This window comes from Arenimonas sp., assembly GCF_035312645.1.
Lineage (GTDB): Bacteria > Pseudomonadota > Gammaproteobacteria > Xanthomonadales > Xanthomonadaceae > Arenimonas.
Genome location: NZ_DATGBO010000110.1, coordinates 1 through 21393, shown reverse-complemented (window position 1 = coordinate 21393; position 21393 = coordinate 1). Strand labels below are relative to the sequence as shown.

Below are 21393 nucleotides of genomic sequence, written 5' to 3'. Positions count from 1 at the left end.
GTGCTCCCTGGATTGTCGCGATGATTATGCCGCCGGTCTGCACGCCGACGGCAACCGCCGGAAGTCACCCGACGGCGCCCGGACTATACTTCATGCCCGCGGCCACGACAGCAGGACAGCGAATGCTTGCGAATCCGAATCCCGCCCTCGTTTTGCGCCTGACCGGCCTTTGCCTGGGCTTGTTGCTCGCGGTCGCGTGTTCGGAGCAGCATCGCGGGGCGGTTGCCGTGACGGCGGAGGCATCGGCGACAGCGACAACGACAGCATCGGCCAGCACTCAGCCGTTGGTGGCGGCGCATTATTTCGGCCGGCAGTGGCCGAAGAATTTCATCGCCGGTTTTCGTCGCGGCGATGTCCGCGAGGATTTTTCCCGGATGTCCGGCGATGGTTTCAATGCCGTCGTGCTGCTGGTGTCCTGGGGCGATTTCCAGCCGGTGTTCGCGCCCTGCTGCCGCTACGACGAGCGCGCGTTCGAGCGCCTGCACTTCCTTCTCGATGAAGCGGCGCGGGCAAAGCTCAAGGTCGTGCTGCGGGTCGGCTACGGCTGGAGTTTCGAACCTGAGGCCGGCGATGTCGGCGATCGCAGCGACCGATTGTTGAACGATCCGGCGACGCGCGCGGCCTATCAGCAATTCGTCGCGCGCCTCGGCCGCGAAATCGCCGATCGCCCTGGCGTCGCGCTGACTTTCATGAGTTGGGAAGACCAATGGTTGCGCCGGATCGATGATCGCGCGCGTGGCGACTACCAGGAATTTCGTGCGGCCAGGCCGAAGGTGGCGGCGCCGCCCGATGTGTTGCCGACGCCGCAGGACGAGCACGCCGAGGCATTCAATGCCTACTGGGATTGGCTGGTGGTGGAAAAATTGTTTCGTCCCGCGCTGTCGGCATTGCCGAATCTTTCCTACGAGGCGCGCGTCGACAAGGATCCGCACTTCATCGAGAAGAATGGTCACACCGAGGTCGATCGCTGGATCAGCCACGCCGGCATGGAAGTTCTGCCGCCGGGTCGGCCGCTATCGATCTACTGGGCTCCGTTCTGGGGGGCGAACAATGCCGGCGAGCAACTCAGCGCGGAGGAAGGCCTGCGCCTGTTCACCGCGCTGCTGAAGGAAACGGCGGACAGCAGCGGCGGCCGCAACCTGTTCATCGATCAATTCAATGTCGTCGACAACACGCCGGGCTACGAACGCAACGCGGTGCTTCGGCCGGAGGAAATTCCCGCATTCCTCAGCCGCGCGGTCTGCGTGATGAAAGCCAATCATGTGCAAGGCTACGGGTTCTGGACCGCGCAGGATTATCGCGAGAGTCCGATCTACAACCCCACCTTCGGCTACGGACTCGATGGCTGGTCGCTGCAGCCTGCGAAAGGCGCGGCGCGCGCGGCGCTTGAAGCTCTGCCGGATGGCGATTTCCAATTGCGAATGATCGGTGGCGATGAATTGGCGCAGGTCATTCCCGCGAAGCGCGGGCGGCTTCCCAAAGACGATGCGATGCCTGACCAGGTATGCATCGAAGCCGACGTACGACAATCGGCACGATTGTCGGTGAAGGCCGGCAATGGCGCTGCGGTCACGCTGGAGTTCCCGGCGCCCGGTCGCCATCAGGTCTGTGCGGTGATCGGCCCGCGACCGGCCGCGGATCATCTCGATCTGCAGGTCGTTGCCGTGCACGGCGATCTCGCACTGCGTTCGCTGCAGTTGTTCGATCACGTGCAGTACGGTGGTCTTTACGATGCCGACGGTCGACCCGGTCCGCTGCTCGATGTCGTGCGCCGGATGAATCGCGATTTTCTCGCCCAGCCCGCACCGGCGCGCTGCGCTGCGGTTGCTGCGCGCTAGTCGATCGCGGTCAGTAGCAGTCGCGAGGATTCTTCGGGATTTTCCCCTTGCAGCTGCGCCCAGAGTTCGGCCAGCGTGCGGCCGGAACGCGGATCGCGAAAACCCGGGGCGAGGTCGAACAGCGGTTTCAGCACGAAGGCGTGACGCAGCTCCGGGCGTGGAATTTCCAGGTGACCGGGCCCGGTCAGCACGCGATCGTCGAAAAAGATGATGTCGATATCGAGCGGTCGATCCGAGAAACGCGGCTGGTCGCGACGCCGTCCGTGCGCGTCCTCGAGCGCGTGCAGCCAGGCGTCGAGCGCGATCGGGTCGAGATCGCTATCGATGATCGCGGCGGCGTTGAGGAAATCGGCGCCGTCGAAACCCACTGCCGCAGTACGGTAAACCGGCGAGACGAGGACATTGCCGAAGCGTTCGCGCAACTCCCGCAGCGCGCGCCGCAGGTGCTGCACGGGATCGAGGTTGGCGCCGAGGCTGAGGTAGGCCTTGGCCATCAGATCCGGCTGCGTTCGATGATCACACCGACCGCCTTCGCGCCGCGCACGGCGCCGATCTTGCTCAGCTTGAGGCGCACGCGGGCGACGCAGAACTCATCAATGATGATCGCGCAGCAGCGCTCGGCAAGGGTTTCGACCAGGCCGAAACTCGACTCCGACACGAACTGGATCAGCCGCTTGCTGATCGCCTTGTAGTCGAGCGTATCGGCGATGTCATCGCTGGCCGCAGGCTTGCGGTTGTCCGAATCCATTTCGATGTCGAACACGATCGGCTGCTTGATCTTGCGCTCCCAATCGTAGATGCCGATCACGCATTCGATCTCGAGGGCTTCGATGAAGACTTTGTCCATGGGATTTCTTTGGGGGAGTGAGTGGTGAATGGAAATATTTTTCTCGTCATCCCCGCGAAGGCGGGAAGCGCTTCTCACACCGCCGGCAACCCCGCCATATCCCAGCGCGGAAACACCGTGACGCTGGCGTTTTCGTGCTGGCCGGCCTGCAGGCGCAGAGCGCCGGCGAAGGCGATCATCGCGCCATTGTCGGTGCAAAATTCCGGGCGCGGAAAGCAGACGCGGCCGCGGCGCTTCGTTGCCATGAGTTCCAGGCGGGCGCGCAGGCGCTTGTTCGCACCGACGCCGCCAGCGACGACGAGGATGTCTGCATTCGCCTCTTCCAGCGCGCGTTCGCATTTGATCGCCAGCGTATCGACCACCGCATCCTCGAAGGCGCGGGCGATATCGGCGCGGGTCTGCTCGCTCTGGTCGGAGGCCTTCCAGGCGAGCAGAACCTGGGTCTTGAGGCCGGAGAAGCTGAAATCGAGGCCGGGGCGATCGGTCATCGGCCGCGAAAACTTGAACAGGCCGGGGCGGCCGGTTTCCGCGAGCCGGGCCAATTCCGGGCCGCCGGGGTAGGGCAGGCCCATGAGCTTGGCGGTCTTGTCGAAGGCTTCGCCGGCGGCGTCATCCAGGGTCTCGCCAAGCAGCCGGTATTGCCCGATGGCGGTGACGGCCACCAATTGCGTATGGCCGCCGGAGACCAGCAGGGCGACGAAGGGTGGCTGCAGGGTGGGATCCTCCAGCAGCGGCGCAAGCAGGTGGCCTTCCATGTGGTGCACGCCCAGCGCCGGTACATCGAGGGCCCAGGCCAGGGCGCGACCGGCCGCTGCACCCACCATCAGGGCCCCGACCAGGCCAGGCCCGGCGGTATAGGCGACGGCATCGATATCGGCGACGGCCAGGCCCGATTCGGCCAGGGTCTGGCGCACCAGCGGCAGCAGCTTGCGGACGTGGTCGCGGCTGGCCAGTTCCGGCACCACGCCGCCGTACTCGGCGTGCAGGGCGATCTGGCTGTATAGCGCGTGCGCACGCAGGCCCGCGGCGGTGTCGTAGACGGCCACGCCGGTCTCGTCGCAGCTGGTTTCGATGCCCAGTACCCGCATGTCATTCCCGGAAAAAGGGGCTTTGGCTTGCGCCGTCCCGCCCAGGCCGCGTATCATACGCGGCTCGCCGAACGGGGTTTGCCCGTGACTGGCGTAGTCCCGATTTGGAGTTCCCATGCCTGCTGTCAAAGTCCGCGAAAACGAGCCGTTTGAGTTTGCCCTGCGCCGCTTCAAGCGCACTTGCGAGAAGGCCGGCGTCTTGGCCGAAACCCGCAAGCGCGAGTTCTACGAGAAGCCGACGCAAGAGCGCAAGCGCAAGGCCGCTGCCGCGGTGAAGCGCCAGCTGCGTCGCAGCTCGCGCGACGTCACCAAGCGCCAGCGCCTTTACTGAGCCGCGGCGTTTGTCGAGAAGCCGGCCGCGCGCAAGCGTCGCCGGCTTTTCGTGCTTCTGGTGGATTGAATTCCATCGCACCGAAATCCCGTTCCGCCGCGTCTCCTGGAGAAGACCATGTCCATGAAAGCCCAGCTCACCGACGACATGAAGATCGCGATGAAATCCGGCGAGAAGGATCGTCTCGGCGTCATCCGCCTGATCAATGCTGCGATCAAGCAGCGTGAAGTCGATGAACGCATCGAGATCACCGACGCTATCGTGCTGGCCGTGCTCGAGAAAATGGTCAAGCAGCGCAAGGATTCGATCAGTCAGTACGAGACCCATGGCCGCGAAGACCTCGCCGCCGTCGAGCGGTACGAGCTTGGCGTGATCCAGGCCTACCTGCCCGCGCAGATGAGCGAGGAAGAGGTCGAGGCCGCCGTCGTCGCCTCGATCGCCGAATCCGGCGCCACCGGCCCGCAGGACATGGGCAAGGTGATGGCCGTGCTGAAGCCGAAAGTCGCCGGCCGCGCCGACATGGGCGCGCTGTCGGGCATGGTGAAGGCGAAGCTCGCGGGCTGACATCCCCATGTAGGAGCGACGCAAGTCGCGAACGCGTCGCCATCGAATCGGGCGTTCGCGACTTGCGTCGCTCCTACATCGGCATTGATGGCATGGCATCCTAACCCTCCATGGCCCGCCTCCCCGACGCCTTCATCGATGATCTTCTCGCCAGGACGGATCTGGTCGAGATCATCGGCTCGCGCATTCCGCTCAAGCGCCAGGGCCGCGAGTATTCCGCGCGCTGTCCGTTCCATGACGAGCGCTCGCCGAGTTTCACGGTATCGCCGACCAAACAGTTCTATCACTGCTTTGGCTGCGGCGCGCACGGCACCGCGATTTCCTTCCTGATGAATTACGACCGGCTCGAGTTTCTCGATGCCGTCGAGGAACTGGCCAAGCGCGTCGGCATCGACGTGCCCAAGGATGCACAGGTACGCAACGAGGACGGCGAATCGCGCGATCTGTACGCGGCGCTCGATGCCTCGGCGAAATTCTTCCAGACGCAACTGGCCGGCAACGCGAAGGCAGCGGCCTATCTCGACAAGCGCGGCGTCGACGCCGACAACCGCGCGCGTTTCCTGATCGGTTACGCGCCCGAAGGTTTCAACGGTCTCAAGGACGCGCTTGGCGGCGACGAACGCCGGCTGCGCCTGCTGGAAAAGACCGGCATGTTGTCGAAAAACGACAGCGGCCGCGTCTACGACAAGTTCCGCGATCGCGTGATGTTTCCGATCCACGATCGCCGCGGCCGCGTCATCGCTTTCGGTGGCCGCGTCCTCGAGAAAGACGATGGTCCGAAATACCTCAACTCGCCGGAGACCGCGCTTTTCCACAAGGGTCGCGAACTCTACGGGCTGTGGCAGGTGCGTCAGGCGCACGCGAAGATTCCGCGCCTGATCGTCGTCGAGGGCTACATGGATGTGGTCGCACTGTTCCAGTACGGCGTCACGCAAGCGGTTGCGACGCTGGGTACGGCGACCACGCCCGACCACGCGGAATTGTTGTTTCGCAACGCCGCGGATGTGTATTTCTGTTTCGACGGCGATCGCGCCGGGCGCGGCGCAGCGTGGAAGGCGGTCGAATCAATCCTGCCGCGTATGAAGGATGGTCGCCAGGCGTTTTTCCTGTTCCTGCCCGACGGCGAGGATCCCGACAGCATCGTGCGTCAGGAAGGCGCGGCCGGATTCGATATCCGTCTTGCTGCAGCGACATCGTTGAGCGAATTCTTTTTCAGCGAACTGTCCAAGGACGTGAACCTGCTTTCGCTCGAGGGCAGGGCGCGACTGGCCGAGCGCGCCAAGCCGTATCTGGCGAACGTGCCCGATGGTGCTTTTCGCGATTTGATGCAGCAGCGTCTGGCAGAAATCACCGGCGTTGGCGGGCGCGCGCAACCGACGGCAACGCCGCATACACCGTCGATGCGACCGGCGCGTGGCGCCGCACCTGCGCCGAAAACCAGCCTTGTGCGCGCTGCCATTTCTTTCCTTTTGCAGCAGCCGCAACTTGCGCAGGCGATCGAGCCGCCGTATCTGTTCGGCGTACTCCGCCAGCCCGGCATTCCCCTGCTGGTGGAATTGATCGCGCTGGTGCGCGAGCGTCCCGATATCGGCACTGGCGCGGTGCTCGCGCATTTCGCCGAACGCGAGGAAGGCGCGGCCTTGCAGAAACTGGCGATGCAGTCCCTGCCCGGCGACGAGGCGATGTGGCGCGAGGAATTTCTCGATGCCCTGGGCCAGCTCGACCGGCAGACGCGGCAGCAGCGTGTCGACGAACTCAATGCGCGCATCGGCGAGGTCGGCATGACCGGCCTGAGCGCGGACGAGAAGGCCGAACTGCGCGAACTGCAGTCGCCGCGCCGCTGATTTTCCGCGCGACGCAACGGCCAATGCTGGCCTGAACATTGGTATTCGCGCGTTCCCGAAAGGACCTGCCCCGGAGGACCGCCATGCGTCGTTTCCTGTTCGCCCTGTTGCTCTGCCTGCCCATCCTCGCTGCCGCTGATGCGACCGTCCCGACCAAGGATGTCGATGGGGCCCACGATCTGCCCTTCCTCAAGCGCTACGAAGGCAGTTACATCGTCAACTACGAGCAGAAGTCTTTCGACCAGTTCGTGCTGCCGCTGTCGGTGCTCAAGAAGGTGCCGGACCACAGCGACCGCATGAACAACTACGTGATGGAGCCCGACAAGAAGCTGGTCGCCGAAGGCCGTTACACGCGACTGCTCTATGTCGTGCCAGCGGGGCGTTCGCCGCTGGAAGTGGTGCGCAACTATGTCGACGAGATTCGCGCCGCCGGCGGCACCGCCTTGTATTCGTGCAAGAACGAGGCCTGCGGTGGCGACCTGGAAGGCAACGATCACGGCGGCGGCACGCAGGGCCTTTTGGAGAAGCTCTACCCGCACGAACGGGTGAAAGCCGCCAATTTCACCAACGGCAATTGCGCGAGCACGATGAGTATCAGCGAGCAGCGTTATGTCGCGATGAAGCTGCCGACCGCCGATGGTGACGTAACACTGGCGGTACTCGTCTACACGGTGGGCAACGATTTGTACTGCAAGGCGCTCAACGACTACACCGTGGCGATGGTGGTGGCGATCGAGCCGAAGGCGCGCGAGCAGAAGATGGTGACGGTGAGTGCGGCGGAGATGGCGCGCTCGCTGACCAATACCGGCCGCATCGCGTTGTACGGCCTGTATTTCGATACCAACAAGACCGACATCAAGCCCGAGTCGACGCCGGCGCTGGAACAGATTGCGTCCCTGCTCAAAGCCGATCCGGCGCTGAAGGTCTACATCGTCGGGCACACCGACAACGTCGGTACGCAGGGCGCCAACCTTGATCTGTCCAAGCGCCGCGCCAACGCGGTTGTCGCCGCTCTGGTGAGCCAGTACGGCGTCAAGGGCGGGCAGATGGAAGCCGCGGGTATCGGCATGCTGTCGCCGCTGGCGAGCAACGACGGCGAGGACGGACGCGCGAAGAACCGGCGCGTCGAACTAGTCAAGAAATGATTTGCTGATGCCGGCGTCAGGCGGCAGAAAAAAGCCCCGCATCGCGGGGCTTTTTTTCATGCGACCTTTTGCAGGCTCATCGCCGCGTCGGACACCGGCAGCAACCAGTGGTCGATCAGCAGGAAGGCGAACAGAGCCATCAGGTACCAGATCGAGTAACTGAAAACCTGCATCGCGAACATTTCCGACGGCGGCTTCATCAGGCGGATCGCGTAGTACAGGAAGCCGGCGCCGAGCACCGCCGCGCCGCCGAGGTAGAACATGCCGCTCATGCCGGCGATCCACGGCAGCAGCGTCACCAGCACCAGCAGCACGGTGTAGAAAAGGATCTGCCAGCGCGTGTACTGGACGCCGTGGGTGACCGGCAGCATCGGGATCATCGCGCGCGCGTAATCCTCGCGCCGGAAGATCGCCAGCGCCCAGAAATGCGGCGGTGTCCAGATGAAGATGATCAGGAACAACAACAACGCGTAGGCATGCACGTGGCCGGTGACCGCGACCCAGCCCAGTACTGGCGGCGCGGCGCCGGCGGCGCCGCCGATCACGATGTTCTGCGGCGTGGCGCGTTTGAGAAAGCCGGTGTAGATGATCGCGTAGCCGATCAGCGATGCGAACGTCAGCAGCGCGCAGAGCAGGTTTACGCAGAGCGCGAGCAGCAGCATCGACAGCGTGCCGAGCGCGACCGCGAACAACAGCACCTGCGTCGCGTTCAATGAGCCAGTCGGCAGCGGCCGGTGCGAGGTGCGCGCCATCAACGCATCGATGCGCTGGTCGAGCAGATGATTGATCGCTGCCGCCGACGCTGCTGCCAGCCAGATACCGAGGCTGCCAAATACCAGCGCCCGCCACGGCGGCAGACCGGGCACGGCGAGAAACATGCCGATGATCGCGGTGAACACGATCAGCGCGACCACGCGCGGCTTGGTCAGCTGCCAGTACTGGTTGAAGGGAATCGTCATGCGTGAAGTGTAATGCCTCGGTTGCGGCGGGTAGGAGCGATGGCAATCGCGACATTCCGGCGATGCTTCGATCGACGCAATCGGACGAGTTTTGAGGAGGCTTTTTCTGGGGTAGCCCTTGTCGCGATTGCCATCGCTCCTACTCCGGTGCGCGCAGGCGCGCGAGCAGACCGACGATCACGAACAACAGCAGTGCGGCGCCGGCGGTGTGCGCGGTCGCGACCCACAGCGGCAGACCGAACACCACGTTGCTGATGCCCAGGGCGACCTGCGCGCAGATCAGCAGCAGCAGGATGATTCCCCAGTAGCGCAGGCCCGGGGTGATGATCATGCGGATGGCCACGACCAGCAAATGCCCGAATACCAGCACCGCCATCGCGCGGTGCGCGAGTTGGATCGCCACGCGCGCGGCATCGTCGAGCACGCCGCCTTCGTAATCGACACCGATGCCGCGCCAGATCACGAAGGCCTGATGGAAATCGTGCGGCGGCCACCATTGTCCGCGGCACATCGGGAAATCGCTGCCGCAGGCCAACGCAGCGTAATTGCTGCTGGTCCAGCCGCCGAGCGCGATCTGCAGCACCAGCAGCACCAGCCCGATCCAGAGAAGGCGCCGCAGTTTTGGCGCGACCGCCTGCACCAGCGCCGTGCCCGGCGTTGCGCTCCAGGCCAGCCAGGTCAGCAGCGAAAACGTCGCCAGGCCGCCGAGGAGATGCGACATCACCACCACCGGCTTCAACAGCCAGGTCACCGTCCACATGCCGAGCACGGCCTGGAAGATCACTACCATCAGCGCGATCGCGGTCAGCCGCGAGAAATCGGTGTTCGACCAGCGGATCGCGTTGAACAGCAGGATCGTCTCGCCGCACAAGGCCAGCACGATCGCGAGCTGGTAGTGCTGCGTGATGTACAGCGGTATCGAAATCGCCACCAGCGCGGCCGCGCCAAGAATGCTTGCCAGACCCTGCGGCCGGCGGCGTGCGGCGATCAGCGTCAGTATCAGAATCAACAGACCCAGGGTCGCGGCGAGATGGCGGTGGAATTGCTCGCGCCAGGTCTTGCTGGTTTCCACGGCGCGCTCGAAATGCGCATTGGCATGGGCGATATCGTCGGCGTGCACGGGCCAGGTGGCGCGGCCGTAGCAGGTCGGCCAGTCCGGGCAGCTCAGGCCGGCGTTGGACAGGCGCACGAAGGCGCCGAACACGACGATGGCGAAAGCGAGCAGCACGGCCACCCAGGCGAGGCGATGGAAGTGGCGGGAGGGTAGGTTCATCGGGTCACCTTGCCAGAGCGGGTGAAGATACCGGCACGGACCGGCATCGGCCAGCATCGCTGTGGCAGATCGCGGTCAAGGGCCGGATCATTTCAGCAATTGCGCCAGATCCTTGCGCAGGCCGCCCGGCTCGAAACCCGGTGGATAGCGCATGACCAGATAGCCGGTCGGGTCGACCAGATACACCGGCAGGGCCTGCGCGCTCGCGGTATCGGGCAACGCCTGCAGGAACTGCGGATTCGCCGCCATCGGCACCAGCATGCGAAAGCGTGGCGCGTTGGCGGGCAGGTCGCCGAACCAGACCACCTGTACGCGATCGGCCAGGCGGCCTTCGGACAGCCAGAGACGATGCAAGGTATCGAGCATCTGTGCGCAGGGGGTGCCACAGTTTTGCGGCGCGACAAACACGATCTGCCAGCGCTGGTTGTCCGAGGTCCAGGCGTAGTCGGAACCATCGGCGCGCTTGAGCGCGATCGCGGCGAGGTTTTTCGGCGGCTGCATCAGCTCGCCGATGTTCTTGCCATGGCCGCCGGGCATCCAGCCGGTGAAGCGCAGGTAGGCGGCGATGCCGAAGGAACTGAAGAACATCGCGACGACCAGCAGCAGGATCAGGCGGGAACGGAGTTTGTCGCGGGCGGTGGCTTCGGTCATGGTTTCGGACGACGCAGGGTAAGAAGGAGGGCGATGATCAGCACGGCCGCGGCCATCGCGAACCATTGCAGGGCATAGCCGCGATGACGTTCCGGCGGCAGGGTATTGGGCAGTACGTCGAGATCGCGTGCGTAGCCCAGCGGCAGCGCCGGATCCAGGCGCAGCACGCGCGGCGCGAGTCCGCGCCGGAGCGCCTTCGACAGCAGCGGCAGGTCGATACGCGTAAGCAGCCAGCGTTGTGCGTCGGTTTCGGCATAGCCCGGGCCCAGCGCCATGCCGGCGGCGGGCGGCGGCAGCAGAAGGCCGCGTAATTGGCTGTCGGCGGGCGGAGGCACCAGCGTCGGCAGCGCGCGATCGCCGGCCAGCGGCAGCCAGCCCAGATCGACGAGCAGGGCGCGGCCTTGATCGGGCAGGAACACGCGGTAGACGTGCACGCCGACGGCATCGCCGCGGCGCTGGTTGTCGAGCAGCAGCGCGGGAGCATCGGGGAAGACACCGTGACCGGCAGCCCAGGCGTAGTCGAGGTCGTTCGAACGCGAGAGCGCGGCCAGCGGCTGCGCCTGCCGCGCCGTCATCACCTGCGCGACGCGATCGAGCATCGTCTGTTTCTCGACCGCGCGATGCAGCTGCCAGCGCCCCAGCGCGACGAAACCCGTCGCCACCGCCAGGGCGAGCAGCCAAAGTACGATCCGCGATTTCATGACAGCGCCGGCCGCGGCGCCGATAATGCCGGCATCGAACGTCGCGGGATGAAACCTATGCAGAAGCTGCTGATCATCGCTGTCCTGGTCGTGATTCTCTGGAACCTGGGTGCCGGTCTGTACTACATGATGGTGGACAAGGGCACGACCAAGCGCACGGTCAACTCGCTGACCTGGCGCATCGGCCTGTCGATCGGTCTGATCGCGCTGGTCGCGCTGGGCCTGTTCACCGGCGTGATCAAGGGCAACAGTTCGCCGATCCAGCAGGAGCCTTCAACGCCTGCGACTGCGGCGCACTGACACCCACCACCGAAACAAAAGGCCGGCGATGCCGGCCTTTTTTATTGCCGCGGAGAACGGCCGCAGCCGCGCTCCGCGCTTGCTTCGACTCAGATCAAAGCACGTACACGAACAGGAACAGGCCGAGCCAGACCACGTCGACGAAATGCCAGTACCAGGCCACGGCCTCGAAGGCGAAGTGGTGGTCGTTGCTGAAATGTCCCTTCAGGCAGCGCAGCCAGATCACGCTCAGCATGATCGCGCCCAGGGTCACGTGCATGCCGTGGAAACCGGTGAGCATGAAGAAGGTCGAGCCGTAGATACCCGAGCCCAGGGTGAGATTGAGCTGGGTGTAGGCCTCGTGGTATTCGGTCGCCTGGCAGTAAAGGAAGGTCGCGCCCAGCGCCACCGTCGCACCCAGCCAGAACAGCAGCGACTGGCGCTTGCCGGCCTTGAGGGCGTGGTGGGCGAGGGTGATGGTCACGCCCGAGCTGAGCAGGATCATCGTATTGAGCAGCGGCAGGCCCCAGGCCGGGATGATCTCGTAATGGCCACCGATGTTGCCCGGGCCGTTCGCGGGCCAGCCGGCGGTGTAGCCGTTGTAGAGAAATTCGTTGGTCAGCGCGCCGTCGCCTTCACCGGAAAGCCACGGCAGCGCGAATTGCCGGGCGTAGAACAGCGCACCAAAGAACGCCGCGAAGAACATCACTTCCGAGAAGATGAACCACATCATGCCCATGCGGAAGGAGGTGTCGACCTGGGCGTTGTACTTGCCCTGCAGCGACTCGGCGATGACGTCGCCGAACCAGTTGCCGAGCACCAGCAACACCATCGCGATGCCGACGAAGAAGACGTTTTCGCCCCAGGCGTTGCCGTTCATCCAGTTGGCCACGCCGATCATGGTGGTGAACAAACCGATCGAGCCCAGGAAGGGCCAGCGGCTGTGGTGCGGGATGTAGTAAACGTTTGCGTCGTGAGCGTCGTGGGTCTGTGCCATGGGGATTCCCCGGATTCCTGATTGATTCGACCGGTCAGGGCGCCGTGACGGCCGCTGCGATCGGCAGGCTGGGCGCGTGCAGCTGCGCGGTCGCCGTGTCGTTGAGGTAGAAAGTATAAGACAGAGTGATCGTGGATACGTCGGCGGGCAGGGCCGGATTGACGATGAAGCGCACCGGCATCAGCCGTTCCTCGCCCGCCTTGAGCATCTGCTGGGTGAAGCAGAAACACTCGGTCTTGTCGAAATAGCTCGACGCCTCGACCGGCACGATCGACGGCGCGGCGTTGCCGACCATGTCGCTGGTGGCCTGGTTGCGCGCGACGAAGAAGGCCTCGTACTGCTTGCCTGGATGCACGTCCATGCTCAGCTGTTTCGGACTGAACGCCCACGGCAGCTTGGAATTGACGGTGCCGTCGAAATCCACGCGCACGGTGCGCTTGTTGTCGACCTTGATGCCGGCCAGCTCGGTTTCGCCGGCGGGGCCGCGCTCGAGCTTGATGCCGAACACTTTCTGGCAGGCGACGTTGTACAGCGGCACCAGCGAGAACGCGAACACGAACGAGCCCGCCGAGATCAGCGCGATGCGCTTGAGCGTGCCGGCGAGTTCGGGAGTCACTTCGGTGCCATCGCCGAATACAGGAACAGGCCGTACGAGGCGAATGCCACGGCGGCGAGAATCCATGCCGTGCGGCGGATGCCGGCGCGACGGGCAGCGTGCGGATCGAGGGAGTCGGGCGTTGTCATGCGAACCTCAGGCGAACATCCCCGGCGGACCGGGGATGCGCTTGTTGCTTAGTGGGTGATGTCGCCGTGGGCGAGATCGCCCGGGCGGATCACCGGCGGCGTGGTGAAGGTGTGGTGCGGCGCCGGCGACGGCACCGTCCACTCCAGGCCATGGGCATTTTCCCAGACGCGATCGGCCGCCTTGGCGCCGCTGCGAATGGTCTGGACCACGATGACCACGAACAGGATCTGGGTCAGGCCGAAACCGAAGCCGCCGATCGAGGACCACATGTTGAAATCGGCGAACACCGGGTTGTAGTCGGGCACGCGGCGCTGCATGCCAGCCAGGCCGAGGAAGTGCTGCGGGAAGAACAGCAGGTTCACGAAGATCGTGCTCAGCCAGAAATGCCACTTGCCGGCGGTCTCGTTGTACATGCGGCCGCACCATTTCGGCAGCCAGTAGTACACCGCGGCCATGATGCCGAAGATCGCGCCGGTCACCAGCACATAGTGGAAGTGCGCGACGACGAAGTAGGTGTCCTGGTACTGGAAGTCGGCCGGCACGATCGCCAGCATCAGGCCCGAGAAGCCACCGATGGTGAACATGATCACGAAGCCGAGCGCGAACAGCATCGGCGTTTCGAAGCTGATCGAACCGCGCCACAACGTGGTGATCCAGTTGAACACCTTCACGCCGGTCGGCACCGCGATCAGCATCGTCGCGTACATGAAATACAGCTCGCCACCGAGCGGCATGCCGACGGTGAACATGTGGTGGGCCCAGACGATGAAGCTCAGGAAGGCGATCGAGGCGGTCGCGTACACCATCGCCTGGTAGCCGAACAGCGGCTTGCGCGCGAAGGTCGGGATGATCTCCGAGACGATGCCGAACGCCGGCAGGATCATGATGTAGACCTCGGGGTGACCGAAGAACCAGAAGATGTGCTGGAACATCACCGGGTCACCGCCGCCGGCGGCGTTGAAGAAGCTGGTACCGAAGAACTTGTCGGTGAGCAGCATCGTCACCGCGCCAGCGAGCACCGGCATCACCGCGATCAGCAGGAAAGCGGTGATCAGCCAGGTCCAGACGAACACCGGCATCTTCAGCAGGTCCACGCCCGGGGCGCGCATGTTGAGGATGGTGGCGATGATGTTGATCGCGCCCATGATCGAGCTGATGCCCATCAGGTGCACGGCGAAAATCAGGAATGCCGTGTTGTTGCCGCCCTGCAGCGACAGCGGCGGATACATCGTCCAGCCGCCGGCCGGGCCACCGCCGCCGATGTGGAACACCACCTGCAGGATCAACGGCATCAGCAGCAGGGTGAAGGCGAACGGCATGATCCAGAACGACCAGTTGTTCATGCGCGGCAGTGCCATGTCGGGCGCGCCGATCATCAGCGGGATCATCCAGTTGGCCAGGCCGACGAAGGCCGGCATCACCGCGCCGAAGATCATCACCAGCGCGTGCGTGCTGGTCATCTGGTTGAAGAATTCCGGCGACATCAGCTGCAGGCCGGGCTGGAACAGCTCGGCGCGGATCAGCATGGCCATCGCACCGCCGATGAAGAACATCACCAGCGAGAACACCAGGTACAGCGTGCCGATGTCCTTGTGATTGGTGGAATGGAACCAGCGCTGGAAAAAGCTCTGCTGGTGACCATGGTCATGATCGTCGTGATGGTCGTGGGCGGCGCTTTGGTTAGCCATGTCGCTTGCCTCTGTTTCAGTTCTAATTCGAATTCGTGGGACCGGCGGAACGGGGCGTGGCCCCGTCACGCGCAGCCATCATTGCGCGGTGGTGGGCGCCGCAGCGGTTGCCGGCGCAGGCGCGGCGACTGCGGCGATCGCTGCCGGAGCAGGCGCATTCGCGGCTTTCTGCTCGGCCAGCCAGCTCTTGTATTCGCCCTTGGGCACGATCTTGATGACGATCGGCATGAAGCCGTGGTCCTTGCCGCAAAGCTCGGCGCAGACGCCGCGGTAGGTGCCGGGTTCGTGCACTTCGGTCCAGGCGTCGTTGATCACGCCAGGGATTGCATCCTGCTTCCAGCCCAGCGCCGGGACCCACCAGGAGTGGATGACGTCGTCGCCGGTGATGACGAAGCGGATGCGGGTATCGGCGGGCAGAACGAGCGGATGGTCGACATCGCGCAGGTAGTGCTGCTTGGCGGCGATCTGCGCCTGCGTGGCATTCTCGTTCTGGCGCAGGGCATCCGACTCGCGGTCGAGGCGGCTGATGAAGGAAACATCCTCGCCGACGTATTCGTAGCGCCACATCCACTGGTAACCGGTGACCTTGACGGTCATCGCCGGCGGCGTCGGATTGTGGCTGGCGTCGTACTCGGCCATCACCATCTTGGTGGCCGGAATTGCGGAGCCGATCAGGATCAGTACGGGTATCGAGGTCCAGATCAGCTCGAGCTTGGTGCTGTGGGTGAAATCCTTGTCCGCCACCGCGCCCTTGGAGTGGCGGAACTTGAACATCGCGAAGGCCATGGCACCGAACACGATCGTGCCGATCACCACGCAGATCCAGAACATGATCATGTGGCCCATGTAGGCGTTGTGGGCGGTCGCGGTGACGCCCTGGGTCATGTTCAATTGCCAGTGCTGCGGTTCGACCGGATCGACTTCGGGCTTGCCGATGGCGAAGGCCGCCTGGGTGGCGAGGGCCAGCATCAGGCCGACGACGTGTCGCAAGGAGCGTGGGGCTTTCGAAGCTGCATTCATCGGAACCTACCTCAAGCTGTGATCTGCACTCTGGCCGCGCCCGGAAGCGACCGCCAGCAACTGTTTCAACTGATTGGCGAGATCCAGGCGCTCCTCATCGGAAAGGAATGCCCCGACCTCGACCTCTTCACCACAGGCAGCCAACAGCAGCCGCGCCTGCCCCGATTCCCGCGCCACCCGCAGCCGCACCCAGTAGGGGTGCGCGCGGAACGCCGGTTCCGGTTGCGTGGATCGGCGCACTTCCAGCCAGCGCTCGCCCCATGCGATCAACTCGTAGCGCTCGCCCAGCCGCCATGCCCAACGCAACGCCACCGCCACCAGCGCGCTGTCGAGCAGCGCAAAAGCCGGAGCGAAGACATTGCCCTGACTGAAAGTGGCCAAGGCCACCGCCCACATGGCGCCCGCGAGTATCGCGAACACGATTCCGAACTGCCCCGCCGTCAGCGCCCGCCGCGGCCGTAGCAAGAGCTGCGCATCCGAACCGGCCAGAACCGAGGGAAGGCGCTCTATCACGATGGCCCCGAAGGTTTGCCCCCGGCCGAAAACCCGCGAATTTTACGCCCCGGCGCCGGCCCGGGGCAAGCCAAGAGCCCTGCTGCAAGGCGATCTACATCGCGGTTTTGCGCCGATCGTGCCGAGGTTTCTCGGCACAATGCGCGCTTTGCCGGCATGCGTCGCGGCGACTAGAATGGCCGGCTTCGCGGAGCCACTGCTCCGCCGTCTGCCGGGAACGCCGTGAGCTCCATTCTCAGCCCTGAACTGCCCGCTACCACCTCGCCGCTGCGCGCCCGCATCACCGCTGCCTACCTGCGCGACGAAGCCGAACACCTCGAGGAACTGCTGGCGCAGGCGCGCCTGCCCGCCGACGAACAGGCCGCTGCCCAGGCTACAGCGATCGCGCTGGTGCAGCGCACGCGTATCCGCGCGACCGACCCGGCGATGGTCGAGGCTTTCATGCGCGAGTACGACCTGAGCTCGGAAGAGGGCGTGTTGCTGATGTGCGTGGCTGAGGCGTTGCTGCGCATTCCCGACCGCGAGACCGCCGACCGCCTGATCCGCGACAAACTCGGCGACGCCGACTGGGATTCGCATGTCGGCCAGTCGAGCTCGGTGCTGGTCAATGCCTCGACCTGGGGCCTGATGCTCACCGGCCGCATGGTTGGCCTGGCCGGCGAGACCCAGCGCGATGTCTTCGGCTCCTTCAAGCGCCTGATCGGCCGCATGGGCGAGCCGGCGATCCGCCTCGCGGTGCGCCAGGCGATGCGCATCATGGGCCACCAGTTCGTGATGGGCCGGACGATCAACGAAGCGCTGGAACGCTCGCGCAAGGGCGACAACGCCAACTATCGCTATTCCTTCGACATGCTTGGCGAAGGCGCTTTCACCGCCAAGGATGCGGCGCGTTATCTCGAGGCCTACCGCAAGGCGATCGTCGCGATCGGCTCCGGCGGCCCGTATGCCAACGTATTCGCCGCGCCCTCGATCTCGGTGAAACTGTCGGCGTTGCATCCGCGCTACGAGCTCGCCAAGCGCGCGCGCGTGCAGGCCGAACTCACGCCGCGCATCCTCGAACTAGCACAGCTGGCGAAAGCCCAGGGCATCGGCTTCACCATCGACGCGGAAGAATCCGAGCGCCTGGAGTTGTCGCTCGATGTCATCGGCGGCGCCTTCGTCGACAAATCGCTGGACGGCTGGGAAGGCTACGGCTTGGCCGTGCAGGCCTATCAGAAGCGCGCGCCGTTCGTGATCGATTATCTGATCGATCTCGCGCGCGGCGCCGGCCGGCGCATGCCGATGCGCCTGGTCAAGGGCGCGTACTGGGATTCGGAAATCAAGAAGGCGCAGATGGATGGCCTCGGCGGCTATCCGGTGTTCACGCGCAAGGCCAACACCGACGTCAGCTATCTGGCCTGCGCAAGAAAAATGCTCGCCGCCAGCGATGCGCTGTATCCGATGTTCGCCACCCACAATGCGCAGACCATCGCCGCGATCCACCAGATGGCGAAAGGCGAGGCCTTCGAATTCCAGCGCCTGCACGGCATGGGCGACCACCTCTACGCCGAGACCATCGGCAAGCAGCATCTCGACGTGCCCTGCCGCGTCTACGCGCCGGTCGGTTCGCACGAAGACCTGCTGCCGTATCTCGTGCGCCGCCTGCTCGAGAACGGCGCGAATTCCAGCTTCGTCAACCGCATCACCGACGAAACGCTGCCGCCGGCCGAACTCGTCGCCGATCCGGTCGCGACCGTCGCCGCCTACGACAGCAAACCGCATCCGCGCATCCCGCAGCCGTCCGCCATTTTCGGCACCGACAGGAAGAATTCCATGGGCGTCAATCTCGCCAACGACAAAGATCTGCTCGCGCTCGCCGACCGCATCAACGCGGCGATCAAGTCCTGGAGTGCCGCACCGTTGGTCCCAGGCGCAAATGGTGGCGGCGCGATGAATACCGTCACCAACCCGGCCGACCGCCGCGACACCGTCGGGCAATGGCAGGCCAGCGACGCCGCGCAGGTCGAACGCGCCCTGGTCAACGCGCGCGCTGCCTTCAATACCTGGGATCTGACCCCGGCCGCGAGCCGCGCCAAGATCCTCGAGCACGCCGCCGACCTGATGGAAGAGCGCATGCCCGAGTTGATCGCGCTGTGTGTGAAGGAAGCCGGCAAGTCGTTGTCGGCGTCGGTCGCGGAAGTGCGCGAGGCCGTGGATTTCTGCCGCTACTACGCCGTGCAGGGGCGCAAGCTGTTCGGCCAGCCGGAAAAACTTCCGGGCCCGACCGGCGAATCCAACGAACTGCAATTGCATGGCCGCGGCGTGTTCGTGTGTATCAGCCCGTGGAATTTCCCGCTGGCGATCTTCATGGGCCAGATCGCCGCCGCGCTCGCCGCCGGCAACACCGTGATCGCCAAACCCGCCGAACAGACCACGTTGATCGCGCATCTCGCGGTGAAGCTGTTGCATGAAGCCGGCGTGCCGGAAACCGTTCTGCAATTCCTGCCGGGCGATGGCGCCACCGTCGGCGCTGCGCTGACCCGCGACCCGCGCGTGGCCGGCGTGGTGTTCACCGGTTCCACCGACACCGCCTGGGCGATCAATCGCGCGCTCGCCGCACGCAATGCGCCGCTGGCGACGCTGATCGCCGAGACCGGCGGCCAGAATGCCTTGATCGCCGATTCTTCCGCGTTGCCAGAGCAACTGGTCAAGGACGCGATGGTCGCGGCGTTCGATTCCGCGGGTCAGCGTTGTTCGGCGGCGCGCGTTCTGTTCGTGCAGTCGGACATCGCCGACAAGGTGATCCACATGCTCGCCGGCGCGATGGACGAACTCGTCGTCGGCGATCCGGCACTGCTTTCGACCGATGTCGGCCCGGTGATCGACGAGGACGCGCGCGCGTTGCTGGTCGCGCATGCCGAGCGCATGGCCAAGGAAGCGAAGCTCGTCAAGGAAATTCCGTTGCCCGCTGCTTGCGCGCACGGCAGCTTCTTTGCGCCGCGCGTGTATGAGTTGACGTCGCTGTCGCAGCTCACGCGCGAAGTGTTCGGGCCGGTGCTGCACGTGATTCGCTATCAGGCCAGCGAACTCGACAATGTGCTCGCGGCGATCAACGCCACCGGTTATGGCCTCACGCTCGGCATCCACTCGCGCATCGACGCCACCGTGCAGCACATCGCGCGCAACGTGCACGTCGGCAATTGCTACGTGAACCGCAATCAGATCGGCGCGGTCGTTGGCGTGCAGCCGTTCGGCGGCGAAGGCCTGAGCGGCACCGGCCCAAAAGCCGGCGGCCCGCACTACCTGCTCAAGTTCGCCTCCGAGCGCACGCTGACCGTGAACACCACAGCGGCCGGCGGTAACGCCTCGTTGCTGACTTTGGCCGACTGATCCGCCCGGGGGTGGCGCCCCGGGGTTGGTCGCGCCAGCGGGCGCCGGATCCGGCGCGCCCAGCACACTGGCCCCGATCAGGATTCCCTCTGCGGACATGCCGGGTTATTGTCTGACCGGGCGCGACCGCGCCCCTCGATTGTCATACCTGGGGAAGGGGAAAACGATGGGAACCGCACTTTATTTTCTTGGCGTCATCATTTCGTTGGTCGGCGGCATCTGGATCCTGATCAATGCCTTCAAGACGAGCATTCTCTGGGGGCTCGGCTCGCTGTTCATTCCGTTCGTGTCGCTGATCTTCGCGATCATGCATTGGCAGCAGAACAAGAAGCCTTTCCTCATCTGTGTTGTTGGCTTCGTGGTGTTGGTCCTGAGCGTCTTCATGGGCGCCGGAGCGGGCTTGGTGCCCAGCCAGATGCCTGCATCCTGACCGGATGCGTCAGCGGTCCAAAGCGCCCGGCATTCGCCGGGCGTTTTTTTGGTGTGGTCAATTCGTGCAGACGCGGTTGCGGCCTTCGGCTTTGGCGCGATAGAGCGCGCGGTCAGCGAGTTGCAGCAGATCGTTTTCTTCCGCGGCCGATCCTTCCAGCAGGCTCACGCCGAGGCTGGCGGTGACCTTGCGCTGCGGCCAGGGCGCGGTTTCAATCGCGTGGCGGATGCGTTCGGCCAGGGCCAGCGCGCCGGTGGCATCGATGTCCGACAGCAGTACGACGAATTCCTCGCCGCCAGGCCGCGCGACGTAGTCTTCCGCACGCACGCAATCGCGCAGGCAGGCAGCGACCTGCACCAGCGCGACATCGCCGGCGGCGTGGCCGAAGCTGTCGTTGTAACTCTTGAAATGGTCGACGTCGATCGCCAGTGCGACCACCGCTTCGTGATGGCGCGCGGCGTGCGCGATGCGCAGCGCCAGTTGTTCGTCGAGGCCGCGACGATTGCCCAGCGCGGTCAGCGCATCGGTGAGGCTGAGCAGTTCGTAGCGCGTCGCCATCTCCAGCAATTCGTTCTGGTAGATCGCCAGGCGCTCCTGTTCCAGCCGTTGTTCGGTGCAGTCGGAAATCAATCCGATCATGTGCGTGACGTTGCCGAAATTGTCACGGATCTGCCGGCTGGTCGCGCGGATCCAGGCGACCTCGTTGCCGGGCCGGAGCACGCGGAATTCCGACGGCGCATTGTCGTTGAGCTCGATCGCGCGCTGCAGCTTGGTCGCCACCATGTCGCGGTCATCGGGATGCACGCGTTCCAGGAAGGATTCGAACGTGCCGGGGAATTCGCCGGGCGCGAAACCGAGCAGCGCTTCGTAGTTGCCCATCAGTTCGGCGTGGTTGGTGCGCACGTTGTGTTCCCACATGCCCATCTTCGCCGAGTCGAGCGCGAGCTCCAGTCGGTAGTGTTCGCGCTCGGCGTCGTTGCGCTGGCGGTGCAGATCGAACAGCGCGCGCACCTGCCGCGCCAGCACGGCGAGCATCTCGCGCTGCCAGGGCTCGAGCGTGCGCGGCCGGCGATCGATCACGCACAAGGTGCCTAGCGCGTTGCCGGCCTCG

22 protein-coding genes are annotated in these 21393 nt (G+C 64.8%); 8 read left to right on the top strand and 14 right to left on the bottom strand.

Features of this window, described 5'->3' with window-relative positions; all coding sequences use genetic code 11:
- Nucleotides 1–122: 122 nt before the first annotated feature.
- Complete coding sequence (locus VKM35_RS10320; RefSeq protein WP_324320934.1) at nt 123–1838, top strand: hypothetical protein; 1716 nt, start codon at nt 123–125, stop codon at nt 1836–1838.
- Here VKM35_RS10320 and folK read toward each other — a convergent pair.
- The 3 genes from folK to tsaD all read right to left on the bottom strand — a co-directional run bounded on the left by folK (nt 1835) and on the right by tsaD (nt 3773).
- Nucleotides 1835–2332, bottom strand: coding sequence for a 2-amino-4-hydroxy-6-hydroxymethyldihydropteridine diphosphokinase (gene folK / locus VKM35_RS10315; protein WP_324320933.1), 498 nt, complete (start codon nt 2330–2332; stop codon nt 1835–1837). The two genes, VKM35_RS10320 and folK, sit on opposite strands and share 4 nt — an antisense overlap.
- Nucleotides 2332–2685 (bottom strand): dihydroneopterin aldolase, encoded by a 354-nt coding sequence (gene folB, locus VKM35_RS10310; RefSeq protein ID WP_324320932.1) that lies wholly within the window; start codon nt 2683–2685, stop codon nt 2332–2334. The genes folK and folB overlap by 1 nt, the downstream gene beginning before the upstream one ends.
- Nucleotides 2686–2759: 74 nt before the next feature.
- Nucleotides 2760–3773 (bottom strand): tRNA (adenosine(37)-N6)-threonylcarbamoyltransferase complex transferase subunit TsaD, encoded by a 1014-nt coding sequence (gene tsaD / locus VKM35_RS10305; protein ID WP_324320931.1) that lies wholly within the window; start codon nt 3771–3773, stop codon nt 2760–2762.
- Nucleotides 3774–3888: 115 nt separating this feature from the next.
- On the opposite strand from tsaD, the gene rpsU reads away from it, so the two are divergent.
- From rpsU to VKM35_RS10285, 4 genes are all read left to right on the top strand, one after another.
- Nucleotides 3889–4104, top strand: a complete 216-nt coding sequence (gene rpsU, locus VKM35_RS10300) for a 30S ribosomal protein S21 (protein ID WP_324320930.1) — start codon at nt 3889–3891, stop codon at nt 4102–4104.
- A 117-nt stretch (nt 4105–4221) separates the two neighbouring features.
- The gene (locus tag VKM35_RS10295; RefSeq protein WP_324320929.1) at nt 4222–4668 is read left to right on the top strand and encodes a GatB/YqeY domain-containing protein; all 447 of its coding nucleotides are present in this window, start codon (nt 4222–4224) and stop codon (nt 4666–4668) included.
- 110 nt (nt 4669–4778) lie between these two features.
- A complete protein-coding gene (gene dnaG, locus VKM35_RS10290) occupies nt 4779–6512 on the top strand; it encodes a DNA primase (RefSeq protein WP_324320928.1) in 1734 nt (577 codons plus the stop codon).
- Between the two features lie 83 nt (nt 6513–6595).
- A complete protein-coding gene (locus tag VKM35_RS10285) occupies nt 6596–7657 on the top strand; it encodes an OmpA family protein (RefSeq protein WP_324320927.1) in 1062 nt (353 codons plus the stop codon).
- 56 nt (nt 7658–7713) lie between these two features.
- On the opposite strand, the gene cyoE is transcribed toward VKM35_RS10285, so the two are convergent.
- The 4 genes from cyoE to VKM35_RS10265 form a co-directional block, all read right to left on the bottom strand.
- Nucleotides 7714–8616: a heme o synthase gene (cyoE, locus tag VKM35_RS10280; RefSeq protein ID WP_324320926.1), complete on the bottom strand. Its 903-nt coding sequence runs from the start codon at nt 8614–8616 to the stop codon at nt 7714–7716.
- 139 nt (nt 8617–8755) lie between these two features.
- Complete coding sequence (locus VKM35_RS10275) at nt 8756–9889, bottom strand: COX15/CtaA family protein (RefSeq protein WP_324320925.1); 1134 nt, start codon at nt 9887–9889, stop codon at nt 8756–8758.
- A gap of 87 nt (nt 9890–9976) precedes the next feature.
- Nucleotides 9977–10540, bottom strand: a complete 564-nt coding sequence (locus VKM35_RS10270) for a hypothetical protein (RefSeq protein ID WP_324320924.1) — start codon at nt 10538–10540, stop codon at nt 9977–9979.
- The gene (locus tag VKM35_RS10265; RefSeq protein ID WP_324320923.1) at nt 10537–11241 is read right to left on the bottom strand and encodes an SURF1 family protein; all 705 of its coding nucleotides are present in this window, start codon (nt 11239–11241) and stop codon (nt 10537–10539) included. Before VKM35_RS10265 ends, VKM35_RS10270 begins: the two co-directional genes overlap by 4 nt.
- Nucleotides 11242–11298: 57 nt before the next feature.
- Between VKM35_RS10265 and VKM35_RS10260 the strand changes: the two genes are divergently transcribed.
- On the top strand, nt 11299–11541 hold the full coding sequence (locus VKM35_RS10260; protein WP_324320922.1) for a twin transmembrane helix small protein: 243 nt from the start codon (nt 11299–11301) through the stop codon (nt 11539–11541).
- 94 nt (nt 11542–11635) lie between these two features.
- Here VKM35_RS10260 and VKM35_RS10255 read toward each other — a convergent pair whose 3' ends face one another.
- The 6 genes from VKM35_RS10255 to VKM35_RS10230 form a co-directional block, all read right to left on the bottom strand.
- Nucleotides 11636–12517 (bottom strand): cytochrome c oxidase subunit 3, encoded by an 882-nt coding sequence (locus tag VKM35_RS10255; protein WP_324320921.1) that lies wholly within the window; start codon nt 12515–12517, stop codon nt 11636–11638.
- Between the two features lie 34 nt (nt 12518–12551).
- On the bottom strand, nt 12552–13133 hold the full coding sequence (locus VKM35_RS10250; RefSeq protein WP_324320920.1) for a cytochrome c oxidase assembly protein: 582 nt from the start codon (nt 13131–13133) through the stop codon (nt 12552–12554).
- Entirely contained in the window at nt 13130–13261 is a 132-nt protein-coding gene (locus tag VKM35_RS10245) for a hypothetical protein (RefSeq protein ID WP_324320919.1), read from the bottom strand. The genes VKM35_RS10250 and VKM35_RS10245 overlap by 4 nt, the downstream gene beginning before the upstream one ends.
- A 48-nt stretch (nt 13262–13309) precedes the next feature.
- Nucleotides 13310–14950 (bottom strand): cytochrome c oxidase subunit I, encoded by a 1641-nt coding sequence (gene ctaD, locus VKM35_RS10240; protein WP_324320918.1) that lies wholly within the window; start codon nt 14948–14950, stop codon nt 13310–13312.
- A gap of 78 nt (nt 14951–15028) precedes the next feature.
- On the bottom strand, nt 15029–15970 hold the full coding sequence (gene coxB, locus VKM35_RS10235; RefSeq protein ID WP_414636621.1) for a cytochrome c oxidase subunit II: 942 nt from the start codon (nt 15968–15970) through the stop codon (nt 15029–15031).
- A gap of 6 nt (nt 15971–15976) precedes the next feature.
- Nucleotides 15977–16483, bottom strand: a complete 507-nt coding sequence (locus VKM35_RS10230; protein ID WP_324320917.1) for a DUF2244 domain-containing protein — start codon at nt 16481–16483, stop codon at nt 15977–15979.
- Between the two features lie 231 nt (nt 16484–16714).
- Between VKM35_RS10230 and putA the strand changes: the two genes are divergently transcribed.
- Together putA and VKM35_RS10220 are read left to right on the top strand one after the other, a co-directional pair.
- On the top strand, nt 16715–19852 hold the full coding sequence (gene putA / locus VKM35_RS10225; protein ID WP_324320948.1) for a bifunctional proline dehydrogenase/L-glutamate gamma-semialdehyde dehydrogenase PutA: 3138 nt from the start codon (nt 16715–16717) through the stop codon (nt 19850–19852).
- 166 nt (nt 19853–20018) lie between these two features.
- On the top strand, nt 20019–20282 hold the full coding sequence (locus VKM35_RS10220) for a hypothetical protein (protein ID WP_324320916.1): 264 nt from the start codon (nt 20019–20021) through the stop codon (nt 20280–20282).
- Between the two features lie 57 nt (nt 20283–20339).
- Here VKM35_RS10220 and VKM35_RS10215 read toward each other — a convergent pair.
- Nucleotides 20340–21393, bottom strand: a 1054-nt coding sequence (locus VKM35_RS10215) for a diguanylate cyclase (RefSeq protein ID WP_324320915.1), incomplete at its 5' end; no start/stop codon positions are given.

Excerpts from the sequence above, each read along its gene's own strand:
- cyoE (WP_324320926.1), bottom strand. The coding sequence starts at position 8,616 with ATGACGATTCCCTTCAACCAGTACTGGCAGCTGACCAAGCCGCGCGTG.
- folK (WP_324320933.1), bottom strand. The coding sequence starts at position 2,332 with ATGGCCAAGGCCTACCTCAGCCTCGGCGCCAACCTCGATCCCGTGCAG.
- VKM35_RS10260 (WP_324320922.1), top strand. The coding sequence starts at position 11,299 with ATGCAGAAGCTGCTGATCATCGCTGTCCTGGTCGTGATTCTCTGGAAC.
- coxB (WP_414636621.1), bottom strand. The coding sequence starts at position 15,970 with ATGAATGCAGCTTCGAAAGCCCCACGCTCCTTGCGACACGTCGTCGGC.
- VKM35_RS10320 (WP_324320934.1), top strand. The coding sequence starts at position 123 with ATGCTTGCGAATCCGAATCCCGCCCTCGTTTTGCGCCTGACCGGCCTT.
- folB (WP_324320932.1), bottom strand. The coding sequence starts at position 2,685 with ATGGACAAAGTCTTCATCGAAGCCCTCGAGATCGAATGCGTGATCGGC.
- rpsU (WP_324320930.1), top strand. The coding sequence starts at position 3,889 with ATGCCTGCTGTCAAAGTCCGCGAAAACGAGCCGTTTGAGTTTGCCCTG.
- VKM35_RS10245 (WP_324320919.1), bottom strand. The coding sequence starts at position 13,261 with ATGACAACGCCCGACTCCCTCGATCCGCACGCTGCCCGTCGCGCCGGC.
- VKM35_RS10275 (WP_324320925.1), bottom strand. The coding sequence starts at position 9,889 with ATGAACCTACCCTCCCGCCACTTCCATCGCCTCGCCTGGGTGGCCGTG.
- VKM35_RS10270 (WP_324320924.1), bottom strand. The coding sequence starts at position 10,540 with ATGACCGAAGCCACCGCCCGCGACAAACTCCGTTCCCGCCTGATCCTG.
- VKM35_RS10220 (WP_324320916.1), top strand. The coding sequence starts at position 20,019 with ATGGGAACCGCACTTTATTTTCTTGGCGTCATCATTTCGTTGGTCGGC.
- tsaD (WP_324320931.1), bottom strand. The coding sequence starts at position 3,773 with ATGCGGGTACTGGGCATCGAAACCAGCTGCGACGAGACCGGCGTGGCC.
- ctaD (WP_324320918.1), bottom strand. The coding sequence starts at position 14,950 with ATGGCTAACCAAAGCGCCGCCCACGACCATCACGACGATCATGACCAT.
- VKM35_RS10265 (WP_324320923.1), bottom strand. The coding sequence starts at position 11,241 with ATGAAATCGCGGATCGTACTTTGGCTGCTCGCCCTGGCGGTGGCGACG.
- dnaG (WP_324320928.1), top strand. The coding sequence starts at position 4,779 with ATGGCCCGCCTCCCCGACGCCTTCATCGATGATCTTCTCGCCAGGACG.
- VKM35_RS10285 (WP_324320927.1), top strand. The coding sequence starts at position 6,596 with ATGCGTCGTTTCCTGTTCGCCCTGTTGCTCTGCCTGCCCATCCTCGCT.
- VKM35_RS10255 (WP_324320921.1), bottom strand. The coding sequence starts at position 12,517 with ATGGCACAGACCCACGACGCTCACGACGCAAACGTTTACTACATCCCG.
- VKM35_RS10295 (WP_324320929.1), top strand. The coding sequence starts at position 4,222 with ATGTCCATGAAAGCCCAGCTCACCGACGACATGAAGATCGCGATGAAA.